Source organism: Spirosoma endophyticum (assembly GCF_900112365.1).
Classification (GTDB): domain Bacteria; phylum Bacteroidota; class Bacteroidia; order Cytophagales; family Spirosomataceae; genus Spirosoma; species Spirosoma endophyticum.
The window spans coordinates 157,887-177,133 of the sequence record NZ_FOLQ01000008.1 but is presented as its reverse complement, the minus strand read 5'-3'; the positions used below and the strand labels follow the sequence as shown (position 1 = coordinate 177,133).

Below are 19,247 nucleotides of genomic sequence, written 5' to 3'. Positions count from 1 at the left end.
AGCAATGACGCGGCTCTATAAGCCGCTGTTGGGCTGGTCTACAACGGGAAGAAATTATTCCTCAGTGGCCGATTCGCTGCGGGTAATGTCTAGTGAATCAGCTACTTGCAGAGTACAGATATACAATTTAAATGGTTTCAGCACGCACAGAAATCAATAGTCTAACATAGAGTTAATTACAGCCAACAATTACGAAACATGATTATTTTCAGACGCTTTAGCCAAAATACTTTCCTGCTTTTTTTAATACTTTTTACGGTTGAAGGCGTATTTGGGCAGTCGGAAGTTACGGGTGCAAATGATGGCAAACCGGCGTTGCATCTGTTCATGATTGGCAATAGTTTTTCGCAGAATGCGTCCAAATACTTGCCTCAGTTAAGCAAGGAAGGTGGGCATGAATTAATAATCGGGCGCGCCGAACTAGGCGGCAGTTCCCTGCAAAGGCATTGGGATCATGCCGAAGCTGCCGAACGGAATCCAGATGACCCCAACGGCAAACCATACGGAGGGAAATCCCTGAAAATGTTGTTGTCCGAAGGCGTTTGGGACGTAGTGACCATCCAACAAGCGTCCATACTTTCCGGCGATGTAGAAACGTATCGGCCCTACGCTCGTAAGCTGTACGAGTACGTCAGAAAGCTACAACCTAAGACTACTATTGTCTTTCATCAGACTTGGGCTTACCGCACCGACTCAAAGGATTTTAGTCAAATTGCAACGAAAGATTCCGCGAAGAGTGCTCAGGAAATGTGGGAAAAATCAAGAGCCGCCTATCACACGATAGCTGACGAACTAAGCATTCCGATCATTCCAAATGGCGACGCGTTCTGGCAAATCAACTCAACGGCTAAATGGGCTTACCGAAAAGACGATACGTTCAATTTCAGCCAGTCCCAGGCACCAAATCTGCCCAACCAAACACATTCGTTGCATATGGGGTATCGTTGGGACAAGGGAAAACTAGCCTTTGATTCCCATCACGCCAACGCGGCCGGATGTTATTTAGGCGCCCTGGTCTGGTATGGTTTTCTGTTTGATGAGTCACCCGTTAAACTGACGTTTTATCCTGAAGAGGTTGACCCAAATTTTGCGAAGCAATTACGAAAAACGGCCTGGTCAACGGTCAAAAAAGAGAAAAAGAAGTCGGCTAGTATGAGGGCGTGGGTCAAAAAACAAGTATGATGTTCAGCGGGGAATAGTCAATCTAAAGGCATACGATAAACTTCCAGATGACCCCATTCTAAAACACCCTACCTTTGTGGGATGAATACGACCTTACTGCAACACCTCAACGATCCAGCCATTCCGTCGCCCTGCTTTATTCTGGAGGAAGCCAAACTTCGCCGAAATCTTGAACTCATCGATTCCGTGCAACGGGCGGCTGACGTAACGATTATTCTAGCTCTCAAGGGTTTCTCGATGTACAGCGCCTTCCCGCTGGTGCGCGAGTATTTAAGCGGGGCCACGGCCAGTTCGCTTAACGAAATCAAGCTGGTTAATGAGTATATGGGGGTGAAAGCCCATACCTACATTCCGGCTTATCAGGATGCCAGTTTCGATGAAGTGGTCGACCGGAGCAGTCATCTTACATTCAACTCATGGAGTCAATGGGAGCGATTCAAGGATCGGGCCGTAGGTCGTGTATCGTGCGGCATACGGGTTAATCCACAATATTCGGAAGTAGCCACGGATATGTATAATCCCTGTGTACCAGGCTCACGACTGGGTGCCACGCGCGACCAATTGCCCGATCAATTGCCCGAGGGTCTGGAAGGAATCCATTTTCACACGCTCTGCGAAAATGATTCCTTTACGCTCGAACGAACACTCAATGCCCTTGAAAGCCGGTTTGGTGACTTGCTGCATCAGGCCAAATGGGTCAACTTCGGCGGAGGACATTTGATGACCCGCGAAGGCTACGACACGAATCACCTCGTTGGATTGCTGACCGCTTTCCGGCAGAAATACAATGTCGATGTGATTCTGGAACCGGGTTCGGCCATCGCCTGGCAAACGGGAGTTTTAACGTCTACCGTGCTGGACATACTTGACAGTCAGGGAATCCACGTCGCTATTTTAGATACGTCCTTTGCCGCTCACATGCCCGATACGCTCGAAATGCCATACAAGCCCCGCATTATTCATTCATACCATGAACCTGTTGCCGGAAAACCAACATATCGGCTGGGTGGCATGACGTGCCTCGCCGGTGATTTCATGGGTGACTATTCATTCGATAAACCGCTTGAAATCGGCGATATTCTTGTGTTCGACGACATGATCCACTACACAATGGTGAAAACCACTACATTCAATGGGGTCAATTTGCCAAGTATCGGTATCTGGAAAGAAAACGAATCGTTCCAGTTAATTAAAACCTATGGGTACGAAAGTTTTAAGGATCGGCTAAGCTAGTAGTGCTACCTGGAGTGATCGATACTACTAAAACAAAAAACCTGCGCGCAAAGATGGTCGCAGGTTTTTTCTTGACAGCTAAAGGTGTACTGCGTAAAGCAGTTACGCTGTAAAATTACACAATTTCCCGGAATTGCAATTTTGTGGCAAGGTTACTGCTTCACAAACTCGCGGTGGTAGGCAGCTTTGTAAAGTTCTTCCTCAGGCAGGCTCTTGAAGTATTCATACGTAATACGCAGCCCTTCATCTCTCGATACTTTGGGTTCCCAGCCCAGAATCGCTTTGGCTTTCGTAATATCGGGTTGGCGCTGCTTCGGATCGTCTACGGGTAGATCCTTCAAAACAAGTTTCTGCGTCGTTCCAGTGAGTTTAATAATTTCCTCGCCGAACTCCTTAATGGTGATTTCTGAGGGGTTACCAATGTTGACCGGATAGGCATAATCACTCAGTAACAGGCGATAAATTCCTTCAACCAGATCGTCGACGTAGCAGAATGAACGCGTCTGGCTACCATCGCCAAACACAGTCAGGTCTTCGCCCCGCAATGCCTGTCCAATGAAGGCGGGCAATACCCGACCGTCGTTCAGGCGCATCCGTGGGCCATACGTATTAAAAATCCGAACGATACGGGTTTCCAGACCATGATACGTATGATAAGCCATCGTTATCGCTTCCTGAAACCGCTTGGCTTCGTCATATACACCACGTGGCCCGATTGGATTCACATTTCCCCAATATTCTTCGGGTTGCGGGTGAACGTTGGGGTCGCCGTACACTTCAGAAGTAGAGGCAATCAGTACGCGTGCGCCCTTCACTCGCGCCAGGCCCAGGCAATTATGAATACCCAGCGACCCCACTTTCAGCGTCTGAATCGGGATTTTTAGGTAGTCGATCGGGCTGGCTGGCGAAGCAAAGTGAAGGATGTAATCCAGTTCGCCCGGTACGTGGATATACTTGGAAACATCATGATGGTAGAACTCGAAATTGGGCAAGTGAAATAGATGCTCAATATTACGAATATCGCCCGTAATGAGGTTATCCATCGCCATGACGTGGTACCCTTCTTTAATAAACCGGTCGCAAAGGTGCGACCCTAAAAATCCGGCTCCGCCGGTTATTAATACACGCTTCATAAATTGCTCAGGACAGGACTAAACACAGAGAAACAGAGTTTGACAGAAAAGCAACGGAATACGCTGTATTTTTCCAGGCAAATCTCTGTTTCTCTGTGGTAAAATAAAAATCAAACTTTCTGTTCAACTGGCGCCAGTACGGCTTCGCGGCCAACGCTGTAGTAGGTATAGTTCAACTCACGCATTTGATCGACTTCATACACGTTCCGGCCATCAAAAATCACTTTTCCTTTCATCAACAAATTCATCTTGTCGAAATCGGGTGTGCGGAACAGCGGCCATTCCGTAATAATAACCAACGCATCGGCGTCATCCAGCGCGGCATACTGGGTATGCGCATACGTAACAGCATTGCCAATCTGATTGCGGACGTTGTCCATCGCTTCAGGATCATATACGGTCACTTTCGCGCCAGCCTCAAGCAGTGCCTGAATGTTATCCAGAGCCGGAGCTTCACGAATATCGTCGGTATACGGTTTGAAGGCCAGCCCCCATACGGCAATTGTTTTCCCTTTCAGACTACCACCGAAGTGATTACGAATCAACGGCATCAACTTTGTTTTCTGCTCGTAATTCACTTCCATCACCGACTTCAGTACTTTGAAATCGTAGTCGAAATCTTTAGCGGTTTTAGCCAGCGCCTGCACATCTTTCGGGAAACAGCTCCCACCGTACCCAATGCCTGCAAACAGGAATCGCTTACCAATACGGCTGTCGGTACCAATGCCCCGACGAATATCGTCGACGTTGGCACCAGCCCGTTCGCATAGGTTGGCGATCTCGTTCATGAACGTAATTTTCGTAGCCAGGAACGCATTAGCGGCATATTTGGTCATTTCAGCCGAACGTTCATCCATGAAAATTACGGGGTTCCCCTGACGTACCAAAGGCGCATAAAGGCGGTTCATTACCCCTTTCGCCCGATCTGATCTGGTACCGATAACCACCCGGTCGGGTTTCATAAAATCTTCGACGGCCACCCCCTCCCGCAAAAATTCGGGGTTCGACACTACGTCGAAATCAACCTTGGCATTGTCAGCGATGTGTGCATGAACTTTCTCTGCCGTACCGACTGGCACAGTACTTTTGTCCACAATAACCGCATACTGATTCAGGATGGGGCCCAGATCGCTGGCTACCTTCAGGATGTATTTCAGGTCGGCCGAACCATCTTCACCCGGAGGAGTTGGCAGGGCCAGAAAAATTACTTCGGCGCCTTTGATACCTTCTTCGAGGTTGGTTGTAAACGACAGGCGGCCTTCCTCCACATTCCGGTGGAATAAAGTCTCAAGACCTGGCTCATAAATGGGAACGATACCATTATTCAGTTTTTCAACTTTTCGTTCGTCAATGTCAACGCACGTTACCTGGTTGCCCGTTTCAGCAAAACAGGTCCCCGTCACAAGGCCCACGTATCCGGTTCCAACGACTGCTAATTTCATAAAGTAAACAGTATATAAATGAGATTTATAGCTAACACTTAGGATAAGGCACACTAACGGATCTTTGCAAAAATAGGAGATTTTTAATAACCTGCTACTAATGCATCAACGAATACTGATTGATCGGTATAAACGATTCGTTCGTCAAAAAAAAAGTACCAACACCTAAGAATAGCCCAAATTAGCGAATCTATTAACTTCTTGTTAACTCTTATAGCTAAAAATTTATTTTCGCACGCCATATTCCTTTATTTCGTGCCGATTTCGTGTTTAGTGTCGTTATGTAATCAACTAATGTTGATACTTGTCTGAACAACTTTTTCTACACCTCAACAAACAAAGTGAACAACAGGATTTATGAACACTGAAATTGGAGAAAACCAAGTAAGCTCGTCGGATCGACTAGCGCTTGCACAATTGATTATGCAGTCCGTGCGGGATTTGAGCGAACGACTTATTCGCCCAAACATCCGCCAATGGGACGAAGAACAGAAATTTCCGGCTAATCTGTTTCGGCAGTTAGGCGAGCAGGGCCTTATGGGTATGCTGGTGCCCGTTGAATATGGTGGGGCTGGACTAGGATATCCTGAATACGTAGCAGCCATTGTTGAATTATCGCGGGTAGATGGATCGATTGGGCTGTCGATGGCTGCTCATAACTCACTCTGCACCAACCATATTTTATTATTTGGTAGTGAACAGCAGAAAGAAGCGTATTTACCCAGGCTAGCTGCCGGCGAATGGCTCGGCGCGTGGGGTCTGACTGAACCCAACACGGGTTCTGACGCGGGCAACATGCGTACGACGGCTGTTCGTGATGGTGAAGACTGGGTGTTGAATGGAGCAAAAAACTTTATTACACATGGCATAAGTGGTAACGTAGCGGTAGTGATCGCCCGAACCGATATGTCGGACCACGACACCCCCAACACAGCCCATAATGCGACGGCCTTTATCGTTGAACGAGGCACGCCCGGTTTTTCGGGCGGTCGCAAGGAAGATAAGCTAGGGATGAGAGCATCAGAAACGGCCGAGATGCTGTTTCAGGATTGTCGAATTCCGGATAGCCAGCGATTAGGTGCAGTTGGTGACGGGTTTATTCAATCGCTGAAAGTACTGGATGGAGGCCGTATATCGATTGCCGCACTGAGTTTAGGCATTGCCTACGGTGCCTACGATGCCGCTTTGATATACGCAAAAGAACGTGAACAGTTTGGCCAGCCTATTGCTAACTTTCAGGGAATCAGCTTCAAACTGGCCGATATGGCTACGGACATTGAAGCGGCTAAACTGCTTACCTATCAGGCCGCTGAGTTGAAAGATGCTGGAAAGCCAGTCACGAAAGAATCGGCAATGGCAAAATTGTTTGCATCGGAAACAGCCGTGCGGGTCGCTAACGAAGCCGTACAGATTTTTGGCGGGTATGGCTATACGAAGGATTTTCCCGTTGAAAAATTCTATCGCGACGCCAAGCTTTGTACTATTGGCGAAGGCACGAGCGAAATACAGAAAGTAGTGATTTCGAGACAGATTTTGAAATAGAGGCAAAAAAGAGAAGGGGACGAAAAGGAGGATGGAAAACACATTGCGAATTTCCGTTCTCTCTCTCGTCCCCTTCTCTTTTATGCTTTCCTCTATACCGTGCTGCTACGTCCTTTAATCAACGCAGCAATACCAAGAATAATAACCGCGCCCACGAAGGCAGTCAGAATTTGGTCGATCATACCGCCATCCCGACCAAAAATCCAGCCACCTACAAATCCACCGGCAATGCCGAGCAGAATTTCAGCGAACAGCGAAAACGAAAACCGCTTGAATACTAAGTCGGCTAGCCAACCGGCCACCGCACCTACCAGAATTGAAACTAAGATTCCCATGACTATTACGTGTTGAGTAAGATGTGTTCGAAATAAACACATACGTAACGAGCAACCGGTAAAATTTGTTTAAGATTTAAGCCCAATAACCGCTAGCATTCGTCCGGTTTGCCCCTTTTCGGCACGATGTGAAAAATACGTATCGTTATTTAAAACCGTAGAAAAAGGCGACACTTCAATCTGCTCCAATGGAATACCAAAGTCAATCAGGTATTTCCTGTTGGCAGCTTTCAGATCAACGTAGCTCTTGCCAGAATCAGCAATAGCTTGTTTAAACGCTGGCGCAAACTGCTCGGCCACTTCTGGGCCAACGGCAAATGAACATTCATCAATGCACGTACCAATGTAGGCATAACAGTATGCGCCCGACGTACCAAACTGCTGTTGCATAGCTTCCAGTGTCTTCGTAACAAGGGCGCCGATGGTTCCCTTCCAGCCTGCGTGAATGGCCGCAACGGCCCGATTGGCCTGGTCATAAATCAGAATGGGAACACAATCCGCAACCGTTACGCCAATGAGCAGACCAGCCTGGTTGGTGATGAGCGCGTCATACCCATCAAATCGACCTGGTTCGGTTGTCTGCAAAATTTCGGTGCCGTGAATCTGATGCGAAGACGCAAAGGGAGCCGTTCTTCCCGCGCCAATGGCCTCAAAAAATCGACAGCGGTTTTCGTCAACGTTAGCAGCATCATCGGACGTATTGATGCCCAGATTGAGCGATGCAAATGGAGCTGGGCTAACACCTCCGTGCCGGGTGCTTTCAGCAGCGATTAGGTTTATGAACGGGGTAAAGAGAGTTGGAATGCGATACGAAACGGCCGCAGAAGCTAGCTTGGTTAGCATATGATACGTAGTTGACTATACAAATTTGCGCCTAAGCGCACACTATTCCTACATACCATTCCCTCAATCATCCCTATTTTCCCACCACTTATCCTGACGATGAGCCGTTCCGGTAGTCTGTTATGCATAGTACCAGCCACGACCTATATCTTTGTTTCACCAATCGGGAATAACCCGACCAGATTTTAAACAAAAGATAAAAACATAAAAGTCATGAAAACTTTCATCAAACCTCTGCTTGTAGCCTTCACATTAAGTTTTGTTACGTTGTCTGCTTCATTTGCCGAAACCAATCCAATCGGTCGCACTACAGGGGTGGCCTCTTATAAAACGGGTATCTACACCACAATAGAAGGTAAACTGAACGTTGCCGTCAACAAAGAAACGGGTGGAGCGGTCGATATTCGCCTGAAGAAAGCTGATGGTAAAGTAGTATACACTCAGCACTTGGGCAAAAATGAAACAGCTTACCGCGTGCGGTTGAGTCTTGATGAGCTGGAAGATGGCGTCTATCAATTAGAAATCACGAACGGTGTTGAAACAACGACCCAGAACGTGACCGTTGCGACTAAACAACCAACCACACCCAGCCGCATTGTTGCGGTAAATTAATTCATCCCCACCATTCACGATTAACAAAAACCGCACCTGACATCAGGTGCGGTTTTTGTTCGTTTACTACGTATCGGCTTGTCTGGAGATTAAAATTTCCGTCGATTCATTGCAGAAATCCCCCTTTCACAACTGAGAAGGACCATTTCCATACTTTTCAGATAAACTGGGTAGCTGTTTAATCCCCTATTTTTCTACCGAGGTTGATAAGCCGAAATCTGCTCTGAGCCATACACTATCCGCGTTAGAGGCTGGTGTAGTTTGTATATGGGCTTACTTAGTAGACAAGGCATTGATTTACAGAGTCAACCAATACTATACTTATCGTTTTTACGGGGCGGGGCGTCTGGTCTCTGCAACCAAAAAAGGCAACTAAAAAAGCTACGTAGGCGACGACAAAAATCCAGCCACGTCGATGCAAACAACCCGCTCAACAAACGATTCTGTCCAACATAGGCCCTCATTTTTTGTTGTATATTCAAGAAATTTTTGACCGAATAAGCGTTCCCACGACAGCGCCTATCCTACATCCGACTAAGTACCTCTGCATTTATGCTCAATACACAAGTTTTAACTTCTTCAGGCACCTGGTCTACGGCTGCTTCAGACGCCGATTTCTGGAAACTATTAACAGAAACGCTGCTTCCTTCCTACGTCAATTCGTGCCGCTGGTTTGCGGGAAAAGCCCGGCAACAAACTGGTTTTGCTATACAAACGGTGCATACACTGCCGCTGGTCGACGGCGACGTAGCTTACATGGTCATTTTGGAAGCTAGTTATGTGGATGGCATACCTGAAAATTATTTATTACCCCTGGCCTTCATTACCGATAGCTGGGGTTCTCAATTAGCCGATATACCCGAGAAAGGCCGAATTGGGGAACTAACGCTGGATGGCCGAAAGGGCCTGCTGATCGATGGCATCTACGACGAACGCTTTCGACGCGCCTTGTTCGACGGACTGTTTACCAATCAGGTGTTGCCCCAAACCACCGGGCAGCTCACCTTCAAGCGAGGAAGGGGTTTGGAGGAAGGGGATGAACAGCTTCGCTCGCGGGTGTTGCCCGTCGATTCGAGTAATTCGGCGATGACATTTGGCGATAAATACTTCCTGAAACTCTACCGCAAACTCTTTGGCGAGACCAATCCCGAAGTGGATATGATCGCTTTTCTGACCGACGAAAGCAACTTCGCGCATATTCCGGCGTTTGGCGGTAGCATTATCTGGCAACAACCCACTAGTGCCGACATAACGCTGGGGATGATGCAACGGATGGTCCCAAACGACAAAGACTCCTGGATGCAAACCGGCGATTACCTCAATGATTTTCTGTTCAGCGTACCGCAACGGATGTTCGCCATTCGGGAAGACGTCTTTGAAAAAGTGGAACTGCTGGGCCGCCGAACAGGTGAGATGCACTGCGCACTCTTTAAACCCGCTCGGGATGGTGTACCGGCAAACCCTGACTTTGCCCCGGAGACATTCACCAGTGACTACCGCGAGTTTTTAATCAAGCGTTTTGAGGATTTGCTGGAACGGCGCTATTCATTATTGATTGACAATTACACCAAACTCGATCCACAGGCGCAGCGGCTGGCCTGGGTATTTATGGAAGCCAAGGAAATGATCGATACGTTTATTGCCGACTTCCGACACCGGGACATTGGTTCACTACGTATCCGCATTCACGGTGATTATCACCTCGGCCAGGTACTGGCAACGGAAGATGATTTTGTGATCATTGACTTTGAGGGCGAACCCGAAAGCAGCATCACCGATCGTAAAATCAAGCACTCACCCTTAAAAGACGTAGCAGGTATGATTCGGTCCTATCACTACGCGGTCTCGGCAAAGCTTTTTAATTCTGTCGAAACGGACAACCTCCACCCCGATCATTTGCAGCGCGTGTCGGATCGCTGGTTCTACCTCATCCGTGATACGTTCATGAACGCCTATTTAGATGTTTTTGGCAATCCACATCCGCTGTTTAAAGACAACAGCGAAATCAATTTCCTGCTGTTGATTTATCTGCTCGAGAAGGCGGTGTATGAACTGGGGTACGAAATTAGCTATCGGCCTTCCTGGGTAAAAATTCCCCTCAAAGGTATTATCGACGTAGTACGCGAAATTGAAAAAATCCGACTGAGTGACGGCACTACGGCACCCGGTATACCCATGCTGCAAACGGGCCTGCTTAGATAGGAAAGTGGGGTGAGACTCATCCGGGACAGAAACGTTTTTAACGAGGACTAACCTGCAAAATTAATTCAAAGACTTTTGGTACCATTTTGGAGTAGTGTGTATCTAAGTAGCCCGCAAATTGACCGAGCGTTTCCTGGGGAAGGTTAAGTTTTTTTCTAACTTTCCGGCTCTGATCACGTTCAATAACGTAGTTCTATAAGTTCCAACCAATGGCAAAACGCAAAACCACTATACCCACGGCTGAACCTGACCAGTCGGTACAGCCTACTCAACCCCAACAACCTGCAACCGAACCGAACTTTCCGAGTGATTCACTCAGCCATGACGAGTCGGTCTATTCCCGTTTCTCCGATTTCGACGTTTTTTTGTTTCGAGCAGGAAAACATCAGAAGCTATATGACAAATTCGGCTCGCATGTCGTTGAGCACAATGGTGTTGTTGGTACCTATTTCGCCGTATGGGCTCCCTCGGCCCGATATATTGCCGTGATTGGTAATTTTAACGGTTGGGATAAAGGCAGCCACGCCATGAAAGTTCGCTGGGATTCGTCGGGTATCTGGGAACTGTTCGTTCCGAATGTTGGCCGGGGTGAGCCCTACAAATATTTTATCGTTCACGAAGGCGGTCGCGAGCTGGAAAAAGGTGACCCGTATGCCCACTGGTGGGAAGTTCCGCCAAAAACAGCTTCGGTTGTCTGGGATACGTACCACGAATGGCAGGATCAGGAATGGATGGCGTCCCGCAAGGAGAAAAATGCACTTGATGCCCCCATTTCCGTTTATGAAATGCACATGTCGTCCTGGCGACGCGATCCTGGCGATCCCACCCGCGAATTGACCTACGGTGAAATTGCGGATGCGCTCGTTCCTTATCTTCAGGATATGGGCTTCACGCATGTGGAGTTTATGCCCGTCATGCAGTATCCCTATGCGCCTTCGTGGGGTTATCAAATTACCGGCTATTATGCACCAAGTAGCCGTTTTGGTACACCACAGGAGTTTATGCAACTTATCGAACGGTTACACCAGGCCAATATCGGCGTATTGCTGGACTGGGTTCCCTCCCACTTCCCCGGCGATGCAGCGGGCCTGTATGAGTTCGATGGCTCACATTTGTATGAGCATCCTGACATGCGCAAGGGCTATCACCCCGACTGGAAAAGCTATATTTTTAATTACGCCCGACCTGAAGTTCGCTCATTTCTGATGAGCAATGCGCTGTTCTGGCTGGATCGATGCCATGCCGACGGTCTGCGCGTAGACGCCGTCGCATCAATGCTTTATCTGGATTATTCCCGCAATTCCGGCGAATGGGAACCCAACATCTATGGCGGTCGTGAAAACCTGGAAGTCATTTCACTGTTCAAGGAAATCAATGAAGCCATTTATAAAGAATTCCCGGATACACAGACTATTGCGGAGGAGTCAACGGCATTTCCGGGCGTATCGCGACCCGTTTATACGGGCGGATTGGGTTTCGGCATGAAATGGATGATGGGCTGGATGAACGACACGCTACGTTATTTTCAGCGTGATCCGGCTTTCCGAAAGTTTCACCAGGACGAGATTACATTCAGCACGGTTTACGCGTTTACGGAGAACTTCATGTTGCCACTTTCGCACGATGAAGTTGTTTATGGAAAGCGCTCACTAGTTGGAAAAATGCCCGGTGACGAGTGGCAGCGATTTGCCAATCTACGGTTGCTGTTCTCCTATATGTTCACCCACTCTGGCACCAAGCTCCTCTTTATGGGCAGTGAATTCGGGCAGACATCGGAGTGGAAATTTGACGATAGTCTGGACTGGCACCTGCTGGAGTTCGCCCCACACAAAGGCATGGCGAACTGCGTGAAAGCGCTGAATGCGTTATACAAAGCCGAACCTGCTTTGTATGAGCGTAACTTTTCGGCTGATGGGTTCGAGTGGATTGACACCACAGACCGTGAAAACACGGTCATTACGTATAGCCGAAAAGGGGATCGACCAGAAGATACGTTGTTGATTGTACTGAACATGACGCCCATTCCACGCACTAATTATCGTATTGGCGTACCGTCGGCAGGTGCGTATCAGGAGGTTTTCAATAGCGACGCTGCCGATTTTTATGGCAGCGGGATAGTAAATTCGGCGCCAATCGGCAGTGAAGAAGAACCCTGGCATGGTCGACCTCAATCGCTCCAGCTTAACGTGCCACCACTGGGTGCCGTGGTGCTGAAAGTATCCTAACCCGATACGTCGGTTCGATAGGCTTTATGGGACTTTACAGATTTACAAGGCGTTGATGCCGGTTATAGGAATCAACTCTGTGAATCCGTAAAATCCCGTAAAGCCTATATCTTTGTCACCAGAACTGCCCGATTTGTCTGCATGAAGAAAATCTTTGTTGCCTTATTGAGTTTACTTTCTATTCATAGTTTTTCCCAGTCGCGCGTAGCAGCTCGTCTTAGCAGTGGAGTCGATTTGGGCATGGCCTATTCAACAAATAACTACAATCCGTCTATTGCCTACTACCAGCTTATTAACGTTGGGGAGCGCAAACTGCTACAACTTGGCTGGACGGCCCGATTCGGCGCTTTCTACGGCGATAATCTTACTTATTATACGGCTCCCGCCCGGCTGACGCGCGGCAAAACTGGCTTTGGAGCGCTATCGGAGCCCCTTATCGTCCAGAATATTGATACCGTCCGGTATGATTACGTAACGATGACGTCGCTCAACGTTGGTGTTCGGGCGCAGATTAATTTGGGGCGAGTTGAACTGGGTGCAAGTGCTGATTTACTGGGTCTCACGATTGGGAAAAGACGCATTGGCCGTTATATTTCCTCAACCGGTCAATTCGCAGCCACAGATACAAGCAACGCTTATTTTCAGGGCGTTGATACGTATCAGTCGTCGAAACCAGGTAATATAAACGTACGCTTACTTGGGGATAACGATCGAGGAACACTCTCTACGGAAGTATATGCCCGTATTTACATCACCAGACAGGTAGGCATAAAGTTAGGTTATCAGTGGCTTACGACCGAAACTGTCGTTACCAATCGTGACATCGTTGCCGACAATAACCGATTTCGGAACCGCGTTGGTATGGCTTATCTGGCCCTGACGTTTCCTATTTTTCAATAAAAAGGTGAAACCGGGTTACTAGAGCACAGCGAATGGCTTTTTCCCACTCTTTCGCTGCGCTCTGGTAACCCGGTTTCACCTTTTTTAAACTTCTAACGGCTTCAGATCGAAGTAGGTTTTAAAGATAGTCTCCCCAATTTCATTTGTCCGTGTCTGGAAATTATCGAGGTATTGGTGTAAACCAGCCTTGAAGATATCGGCAGTTTCCGTAAACTCGATTTCAGTACGTAGCTTGGAAAGCGCCCGTTCTGCCGGATTGCCAAAACCATTTGTAATGTGATTACCCGATATTTCGTACAGCGATAACTCAGCCTGCCGAATACAGTGAGCCATCGACCGGGGAAACATTTTATCTAAAATCAGGAATTCTATAATGCTCGCTGGCGTAAGCGACCGATACTGCTGACGGTGCATGTTGTACGCGCTAACCGACTTTAATACGGCTGACCAAATCATCAGATCAATGGTAGACCCAACGGCATCAATCTCGGGGAGAAGCGTAAAATATTTCACATCCAGAAATCTCGACGTTTTATCCGCCCGTTCCAGAAACCGTCCCAGACGCCCAAAATGCCAGGCTTCACTACGGGTGATGGTTGCGTCGATGATCCCGTAAAAAAGTTGGGTGCTGTTGCGTATCTCGGTAAAAAAATCCTGGGTTTGCGACTGGCTCCACTGCTGTTTGGGAGCCGTATCACGTACCATCAGGTAAAACTGATTCAGGTGCTCCCACATTTCCTTCGAGATAACCTCACGAATGGTACGGGCATTCTCACGAGCATCACTCAGACAAGATACTATGGAGTTTGGATTTCGCTTGTCGAAGGTCATAAAATGAATGACATTCTCGCTCGTCGGCTGATCGTAGTATTTGGCAAACAGGTTATTATCGGCAGTAGCAATGAGCAGTGGCTCCCACTGCTGGTCCACATTTGGGGGTAAATCGAGGGCCAGATTAAAATTAACGCTCATAAAACGAGCATAATTTTCAGCCCGCTCGATGTAACGATGCATCCAGTAAACAGAGTTGGCAACACGGCTTAGCATAACGTATAGACTTGGGTAAAGCGGTGGGGGTACGGACAAAAATAAAGGATTATGCCTATTTTACAAGTATAAGAAAGCAATTATGACTTTTCTGAATAGAATCGTCTAAAAAGAGATTACTTTACAACGCTCTATTTTTTTACTGTTTATCATGCATACATTTTATTCCTTACTCACAGTAAGCCTGCTGTTCAGCACGGCACTTGTCGCAAAGCCTGAACCCGCTAAACCCAGTGCCCGGCCAGCCGCATCCCGATTTTATGAAGTGCGTATTTACCATCCAACGCCGGGCAAATACGCCGAGATCGTTGATCGGTTCCGGCAGTACACGACAAAAATTTTCGAGAAGCACGGGATGGAAAACATTGGCTACTGGACACCGACCGACACTACCATGAAGGAATTGATTTATATCCTGGCTTATCCCAATCGCGAGGCCCGGGATGCTTCCTGGAAAGCCTTTGGTAGTGATCCGGAATGGAAAGCGGTAGTTGCCAAAACCGAAGCCAATGGCAAATTAGTTGATCATGTTGATCAGATCTTTATGACCGATGCCGATTTCTCACCTAAACTCAAATTGAAGAAAGAATTGCCGGAGCGCACCTTCGAGTTGCGTACGTACACGCCAGCGCCGGGCAAGCTTCCTAACCTGCTGACGCGCTTCCGCGATCATACGATGAAATTATTCAGCAAGCACGGCATGACCAATGTTGCTTACTGGGTTACTGAGGAAAAAGATCCAGCTACTCAGTCCAAACTCGTCTACATTCTGGCTCACCCCAGCGAAGCAGAAGGGAAAGCGCATTTTGATGAGTTCCGTAAAGATCCTACCTGGGTTAAGGTCAAAGCTGACTCCGAGAAAGATGGTTCGCTAACGACTAAAGTAGAATCGGTCTACATGAAGCCCACCGATTATTCGCCGATCAGGTAAACAGCGAAACCGTAAAAGCCAACAGGCTGGCCATGTCGCTAGTAGCAAACGCGAAACGCGTCCCTGACGGAATCAGGGACGCGTTTCGCGTTTATAAACCCACCAACGCTCAAAGACCTTGTGGCTTTGATTTAGGCTTTCATCGCGGGCTTCGCGTGTTCGGGTTTTAGAACGACCACATCACGAACGATACCGCCTGCATTGAGTTTGTCTACCATTTTATCCAATAATGGCGATGCCCAATCGGGAATGTATTTGTCAGTGGTTTGGATCAGCACCTTCGGGAAGTCATACAACGCCCGGCCCAGCCCAAACTGCACGGCGCACCGTTTCATGGCATCGCTAATGCCGCCCTTCACTGGCTCAACGCTCGTGCGGCTGGCCCCATCGGTTTTTTTTACGATTTCGCCACCGGACAAAACCGCCGTGATCGTACACAGAAAACCGCCTTCGATTTCCTTGATTTCATTCTGCCAGCCTGCCCAGCCAAACTGATCGTCGAAGCGCTGCATCACACACCGGTTGGTGATGTAGGGCACCACAACGATTTTCTGACCGTCTTTGGTCTGGCTCTGTACGCGCCATTCAACTTCCTGCGCCGTAAGGGGGGCGGTTAATACGTTTAGATTCATTAGTCTCTTTTATTTGTTGTTTGTTTACTAATCAGGCTCCAACCAGTCGCTGAATGGGAATATTCAACCCTTTACTGAGCCGTTTTATCATTGGCAATGTCAGATCACGTTTGTGATCGTCGATTTTACATCATTTGGTGAATGCCATTCCAGTTAAGCAACTATATCATACCAATCTAATAGCGGCTGTTCGGCATCAGAATATTGTTCCCAGAATTCTCGTAAAGTACGTTTGGCAATGATTCGCATAGAGAATGTGTAATAACGCATATAGTTGCCAAAACAGCAACTCAACTATCCATCACTCCATCATCTTCAGCAATTCGTTCAATTTCAATAACGCTTCGATGGGCGTCAGTCGGTTTACGTCAATGGTGCGTAGTTTTTCCTTAATCGCTTCCGATTTTGGATCGCCGGATTCGATGATACGTAGGGCTAACTCCCGCTCCTGCGGCACCGCTTCCCGAATCCGCTCTTTGTTGTTCTCCCGCCCGTGCGATGACTCCAACTGTTTCAGGATCTGACTGGCACGCGTCACAATCTGGGCGGGCATACCAGCCATCTGTGCTACGTGAATCCCGAAACTATGCTCCGAGCCCCCTTCTTTCAGCTTGCGCAGAAAGATTACCTTGTTGCCCATTTCCTTAACTGCTACGTTGTAGTTTTTAATACGAACGTTCTCGTTGGCCAGGTCATTCAGTTCGTGGTAGTGGGTCGCAAACAGCGTTTTGGGTCGGCAGTCGGTTTTGGTATGCAGGTACTCGGCAATCGACCAGGCAATCGAAACACCGTCATACGTACTGGTACCCCGGCCGATTTCGTCCATCAAAATCAGGCTTCGTTCGCTGAGATTATTCAGAATGCTGGCCGTTTCGGTCATTTCAACCATGAACGTACTTTCTCCCCGTGAGAGGTTGTCACTTGCCCCAACACGCGTAAAAATCTTATCGACAATACCAATCTCAGCCGACGATGCCGGTACGAAACTTCCGGACTGCGCCATCAACACAATCAAAGCCGTTTGACGTAGCAGCGCGGATTTACCAGCCATATTTGGTCCGGTAATAATGATGATCTGCTGGGTTTCGTCGTCTAAAAAAATGTCGTTTGGAATATAGTGCTCGCCGGGAGGCAATTGCTGTTCGATCACCGCATGACGACCGTCTTTAATGTCCAGTACTTTGCTTTCGTTGATCTGCGGCCGTACGTATTTATTCTTCACCGCCACCCGTGCAAACGACGATAGTACGTCCAGCACCGACAGTACGCGGGCATTTTGCTGAATAGCGCCAACGTACTCTCCTGCGGCTATGATCATTTCGTTGAACATCCGGGATTCGATCTGGAAAATCTGCTCCTCGGCATTCAGGATTTTCTCTTCGTATACTTTCAGTTCGGGCGTTATGTAGCGCTCAGCGTTTACCAGCGTTTGTTTCCGAATCCAGTCTTCGGGCACGCGGTTTTTGTGCGCGTGCGTGACTTCCAGATAATAGCCAAACACTTTATTGTACGCTACTTTGAGCGAGCTGATACCCGTTTTTTCCACTTCGCGCTCCTGCAATTGAATCAGGTAATCTTTACCCGAATAGGCGATGGCAGTCAGCTCGTCTAGTTCAGCGTTAATGCCGGATTTTATAATATTACCTTGATTTGAAAGGGCTGGTGCATCTTCACGCAGTTCAGCCTCAATGCGGTCAAGTAAAAACGAAACGGCGTTGAGTTGATCCGCATATTTTTTCAATGATGGCGACTCACTTTGACTCAGCGCCGTAATTAGCACTTCCTTGATTGGCAATACGTGTTGCAGTGACCGTTTTAATTGCAACAGCTCACGGGGGCTAATCCGCCGAACCGCGACCTTAGAAACCAGTCGTTCAAGATCGCCAATTTGCTTCAGGTGATTGACCAGCGTATCGGCCAGATCGAGGTCATTAACTAGCAAGTCAACCATGTTAAGCCGCTCGTCAATCAGGGCTTTTTCTTTTAACGGAAGGCTAAGCCATTTACGGAGCAGTCGCGCACCCATTGGGGTGACGGTCTGGTCGAGGATCTGGATCAATGGCACACCGCCCTCCTGCTGCGCGGCTGTCAGTTCAAGGTTACGAATCGTGAATCGGTCCAGCCAAACGTAGCGATCTTCTTCAAGCCGCGTAACGCGGGTTATGTGCTGGAGGTCTTTATGTTCTGTCTCGTTCAGGTAATGCAGGATTACCCCGGCCGCGATGATACCATCGGGCAAGCCTTCAATACCAAATCCTTTCAGCGACGTAGTCTGAAAATGCTGTTTTAAAAAGTTATACCCGAAGTCATAGGTGAATGCCCAGTCTTCGAGTGTATAGGTATGAAATTTATCGCCAAACAGAACTCCGAACTCCTGCCGGTTACGCTTGCAGTACAGCACTTCCGACGGATTGAAGCTTTGTAATAGTTTATCGACATAGGCCGAATTACCCTGCGAAGCCAGAAATTCGCCCGTCGAAATATCCAGAAATGATATCCCGAACGTATCATCAGCTTTCCCGAAATGCACAGCCGCTAGGTAGTTATTCCGACGCGTATCGAGCACGTTGTCGTTAAACGAAACGCCGGGTGTCACCAACTCCGTAACGCCCCTCCGAACAATGCCTTTAGCCAGCGCAGGGTCTTCCAACTGATCACAAATGGCCACGCGTTCTCCCGCCCGAACGAGTTTAGGCAAGTGTGTATCAAGGGAGTGGTGCGGAAAACCGGCCAGTTCTTCATTCGATCCGCCGTTGTTCCGTTTGGTGAGCGTAATGCCCAGAATCTTGCTGGCCCGCACGGCATCTTCGCCGAAGGTTTCGTAAAAATCACCGACGCGAAAAAGCAGCAACGCACCGGGATATTTGGCTTTAATCTGGTTGTATTGGCGGTTGAGAGGAGTTTCGGTTTTCTTAACTGGCGGCTTTGCTGCGGTAGCTGATTTCACTGATTTTTGTTGGGTTGTCGTAAACAAAAATAGTGATTTTT

The 19,247-nt window shown here is 48.1% G+C and carries 15 protein-coding genes; 8 read left to right on the top strand and 7 right to left on the bottom strand.

What is annotated here, in order from left to right; translation table 11 throughout:
• The first annotated feature begins 198 nt into the window (after positions 1-198).
• Together BM202_RS20420 and nspC are read left to right on the top strand one after the other, a co-directional pair.
• Positions 199-1,182 carry a DUF4886 domain-containing protein gene (locus tag BM202_RS20420; protein WP_093829540.1) on the top strand — a complete coding sequence of 328 codons (984 nt, stop codon included), beginning with the start codon at positions 199-201 and terminating at the stop codon, positions 1,180-1,182.
• Positions 1,183-1,263: 81 nt separating this feature from the next.
• Entirely contained in the window at positions 1,264-2,415 is a 1,152-nt protein-coding gene (gene nspC / locus BM202_RS20415) for a carboxynorspermidine decarboxylase (protein WP_093829538.1), read from the top strand.
• Between the two features lie 152 nt (positions 2,416-2,567).
• Here nspC and BM202_RS20410 read toward each other — a convergent pair whose 3' ends face one another.
• The gene (locus BM202_RS20410) at positions 2,568-3,548 is read right to left on the bottom strand and encodes a UDP-glucuronic acid decarboxylase family protein (protein WP_093829536.1); all 981 of its coding nucleotides are present in this window, start codon (positions 3,546-3,548) and stop codon (positions 2,568-2,570) included.
• 110 nt (positions 3,549-3,658) lie between these two features.
• Positions 3,659-4,990 (bottom strand): UDP-glucose dehydrogenase family protein, encoded by a 1,332-nt coding sequence (locus tag BM202_RS20405; protein ID WP_093829534.1) that lies wholly within the window; start codon positions 4,988-4,990, stop codon positions 3,659-3,661.
• 357 nt (positions 4,991-5,347) lie between these two features.
• On the opposite strand from BM202_RS20405, the gene BM202_RS20400 reads away from it, so the two are divergent.
• Positions 5,348-6,532, top strand: coding sequence for an acyl-CoA dehydrogenase family protein (locus BM202_RS20400; protein WP_093829532.1), 1,185 nt, complete (start codon positions 5,348-5,350; stop codon positions 6,530-6,532).
• Positions 6,533-6,624: 92 nt separating this feature from the next.
• On the opposite strand, the gene BM202_RS20395 is transcribed toward BM202_RS20400, so the two are convergent.
• Positions 6,625-6,867 (bottom strand): GlsB/YeaQ/YmgE family stress response membrane protein, encoded by a 243-nt coding sequence (locus BM202_RS20395; RefSeq protein ID WP_093829530.1) that lies wholly within the window; start codon positions 6,865-6,867, stop codon positions 6,625-6,627.
• 69 nt (positions 6,868-6,936) lie between these two features.
• A complete protein-coding gene (gene pgeF / locus BM202_RS20390; protein WP_093829528.1) occupies positions 6,937-7,710 on the bottom strand; it encodes a peptidoglycan editing factor PgeF in 774 nt (257 codons plus the stop codon).
• 213 nt (positions 7,711-7,923) lie between these two features.
• Between pgeF and BM202_RS20385 the strand changes: the two genes are divergently transcribed.
• The 4 genes from BM202_RS20385 (at position 7,924) to BM202_RS20370 (ending at position 13,649) form a co-directional block, all read left to right on the top strand.
• Positions 7,924-8,322 carry a hypothetical protein gene (locus tag BM202_RS20385; protein ID WP_093829526.1) on the top strand — a complete coding sequence of 133 codons (399 nt, stop codon included), beginning with the start codon at positions 7,924-7,926 and terminating at the stop codon, positions 8,320-8,322.
• A gap of 552 nt (positions 8,323-8,874) precedes the next feature.
• Positions 8,875-10,524 carry a putative maltokinase gene (locus BM202_RS20380; protein WP_093829524.1) on the top strand — a complete coding sequence of 550 codons (1,650 nt, stop codon included), beginning with the start codon at positions 8,875-8,877 and terminating at the stop codon, positions 10,522-10,524.
• 209 nt (positions 10,525-10,733) lie between these two features.
• Positions 10,734-12,749, top strand: a complete 2,016-nt coding sequence (gene glgB / locus BM202_RS20375) for a 1,4-alpha-glucan branching protein GlgB (RefSeq protein ID WP_093829522.1) — start codon at positions 10,734-10,736, stop codon at positions 12,747-12,749.
• A 141-nt stretch (positions 12,750-12,890) separates the two neighbouring features.
• On the top strand, positions 12,891-13,649 hold the full coding sequence (locus BM202_RS20370) for a hypothetical protein (RefSeq protein ID WP_093829520.1): 759 nt from the start codon (positions 12,891-12,893) through the stop codon (positions 13,647-13,649).
• A gap of 84 nt (positions 13,650-13,733) precedes the next feature.
• Here the strand turns inward: BM202_RS20370 and BM202_RS20365 are convergent, their stop codons facing one another.
• Entirely contained in the window at positions 13,734-14,696 is a 963-nt protein-coding gene (locus BM202_RS20365; protein ID WP_093829518.1) for an alpha-E domain-containing protein, read from the bottom strand.
• Between the two features lie 151 nt (positions 14,697-14,847).
• On the opposite strand from BM202_RS20365, the gene BM202_RS20360 reads away from it, so the two are divergent.
• Entirely contained in the window at positions 14,848-15,627 is a 780-nt protein-coding gene (locus BM202_RS20360) for an NIPSNAP family protein (RefSeq protein WP_394333801.1), read from the top strand.
• A 131-nt stretch (positions 15,628-15,758) separates the two neighbouring features.
• On the opposite strand, the gene BM202_RS20355 is transcribed toward BM202_RS20360, so the two are convergent.
• Both BM202_RS20355 and mutS read right to left on the bottom strand, forming a co-directional pair.
• Positions 15,759-16,259, bottom strand: a complete 501-nt coding sequence (locus BM202_RS20355; protein WP_093829514.1) for a Rad52/Rad22 family DNA repair protein — start codon at positions 16,257-16,259, stop codon at positions 15,759-15,761.
• Between the two features lie 301 nt (positions 16,260-16,560).
• Complete coding sequence (mutS, locus tag BM202_RS20350) at positions 16,561-19,206, bottom strand: DNA mismatch repair protein MutS (protein ID WP_093829512.1); 2,646 nt, start codon at positions 19,204-19,206, stop codon at positions 16,561-16,563.
• Positions 19,207-19,247: the final 41 nt, after the last annotated feature.

Bases quoted from the DNA above. Each gene is read 5' to 3' on its own strand.
- BM202_RS20420 (WP_093829540.1), top strand. From the start codon at position 199: ATGATTATTTTCAGACGCTTTAGCCAAAATACTTTCCTGCTTTTTTTA.
- nspC (WP_093829538.1), top strand. From the start codon at position 1,264: ATGAATACGACCTTACTGCAACACCTCAACGATCCAGCCATTCCGTCG.
- BM202_RS20410 (WP_093829536.1), bottom strand. From the start codon at position 3,548: ATGAAGCGTGTATTAATAACCGGCGGAGCCGGATTTTTAGGGTCGCAC.
- BM202_RS20405 (WP_093829534.1), bottom strand. From the start codon at position 4,990: ATGAAATTAGCAGTCGTTGGAACCGGATACGTGGGCCTTGTGACGGGG.
- BM202_RS20400 (WP_093829532.1), top strand. From the start codon at position 5,348: ATGAACACTGAAATTGGAGAAAACCAAGTAAGCTCGTCGGATCGACTA.
- BM202_RS20395 (WP_093829530.1), bottom strand. From the start codon at position 6,867: ATGGGAATCTTAGTTTCAATTCTGGTAGGTGCGGTGGCCGGTTGGCTA.
- pgeF (WP_093829528.1), bottom strand. From the start codon at position 7,710: ATGCTAACCAAGCTAGCTTCTGCGGCCGTTTCGTATCGCATTCCAACT.
- BM202_RS20385 (WP_093829526.1), top strand. From the start codon at position 7,924: ATGAAAACTTTCATCAAACCTCTGCTTGTAGCCTTCACATTAAGTTTT.
- BM202_RS20380 (WP_093829524.1), top strand. From the start codon at position 8,875: ATGCTCAATACACAAGTTTTAACTTCTTCAGGCACCTGGTCTACGGCT.
- glgB (WP_093829522.1), top strand. From the start codon at position 10,734: ATGGCAAAACGCAAAACCACTATACCCACGGCTGAACCTGACCAGTCG.
- BM202_RS20370 (WP_093829520.1), top strand. From the start codon at position 12,891: ATGAAGAAAATCTTTGTTGCCTTATTGAGTTTACTTTCTATTCATAGT.
- BM202_RS20365 (WP_093829518.1), bottom strand. From the start codon at position 14,696: ATGCTAAGCCGTGTTGCCAACTCTGTTTACTGGATGCATCGTTACATC.
- BM202_RS20360 (WP_394333801.1), top strand. From the start codon at position 14,848: ATGCATACATTTTATTCCTTACTCACAGTAAGCCTGCTGTTCAGCACG.
- BM202_RS20355 (WP_093829514.1), bottom strand. From the start codon at position 16,259: ATGAATCTAAACGTATTAACCGCCCCCCTTACGGCGCAGGAAGTTGAA.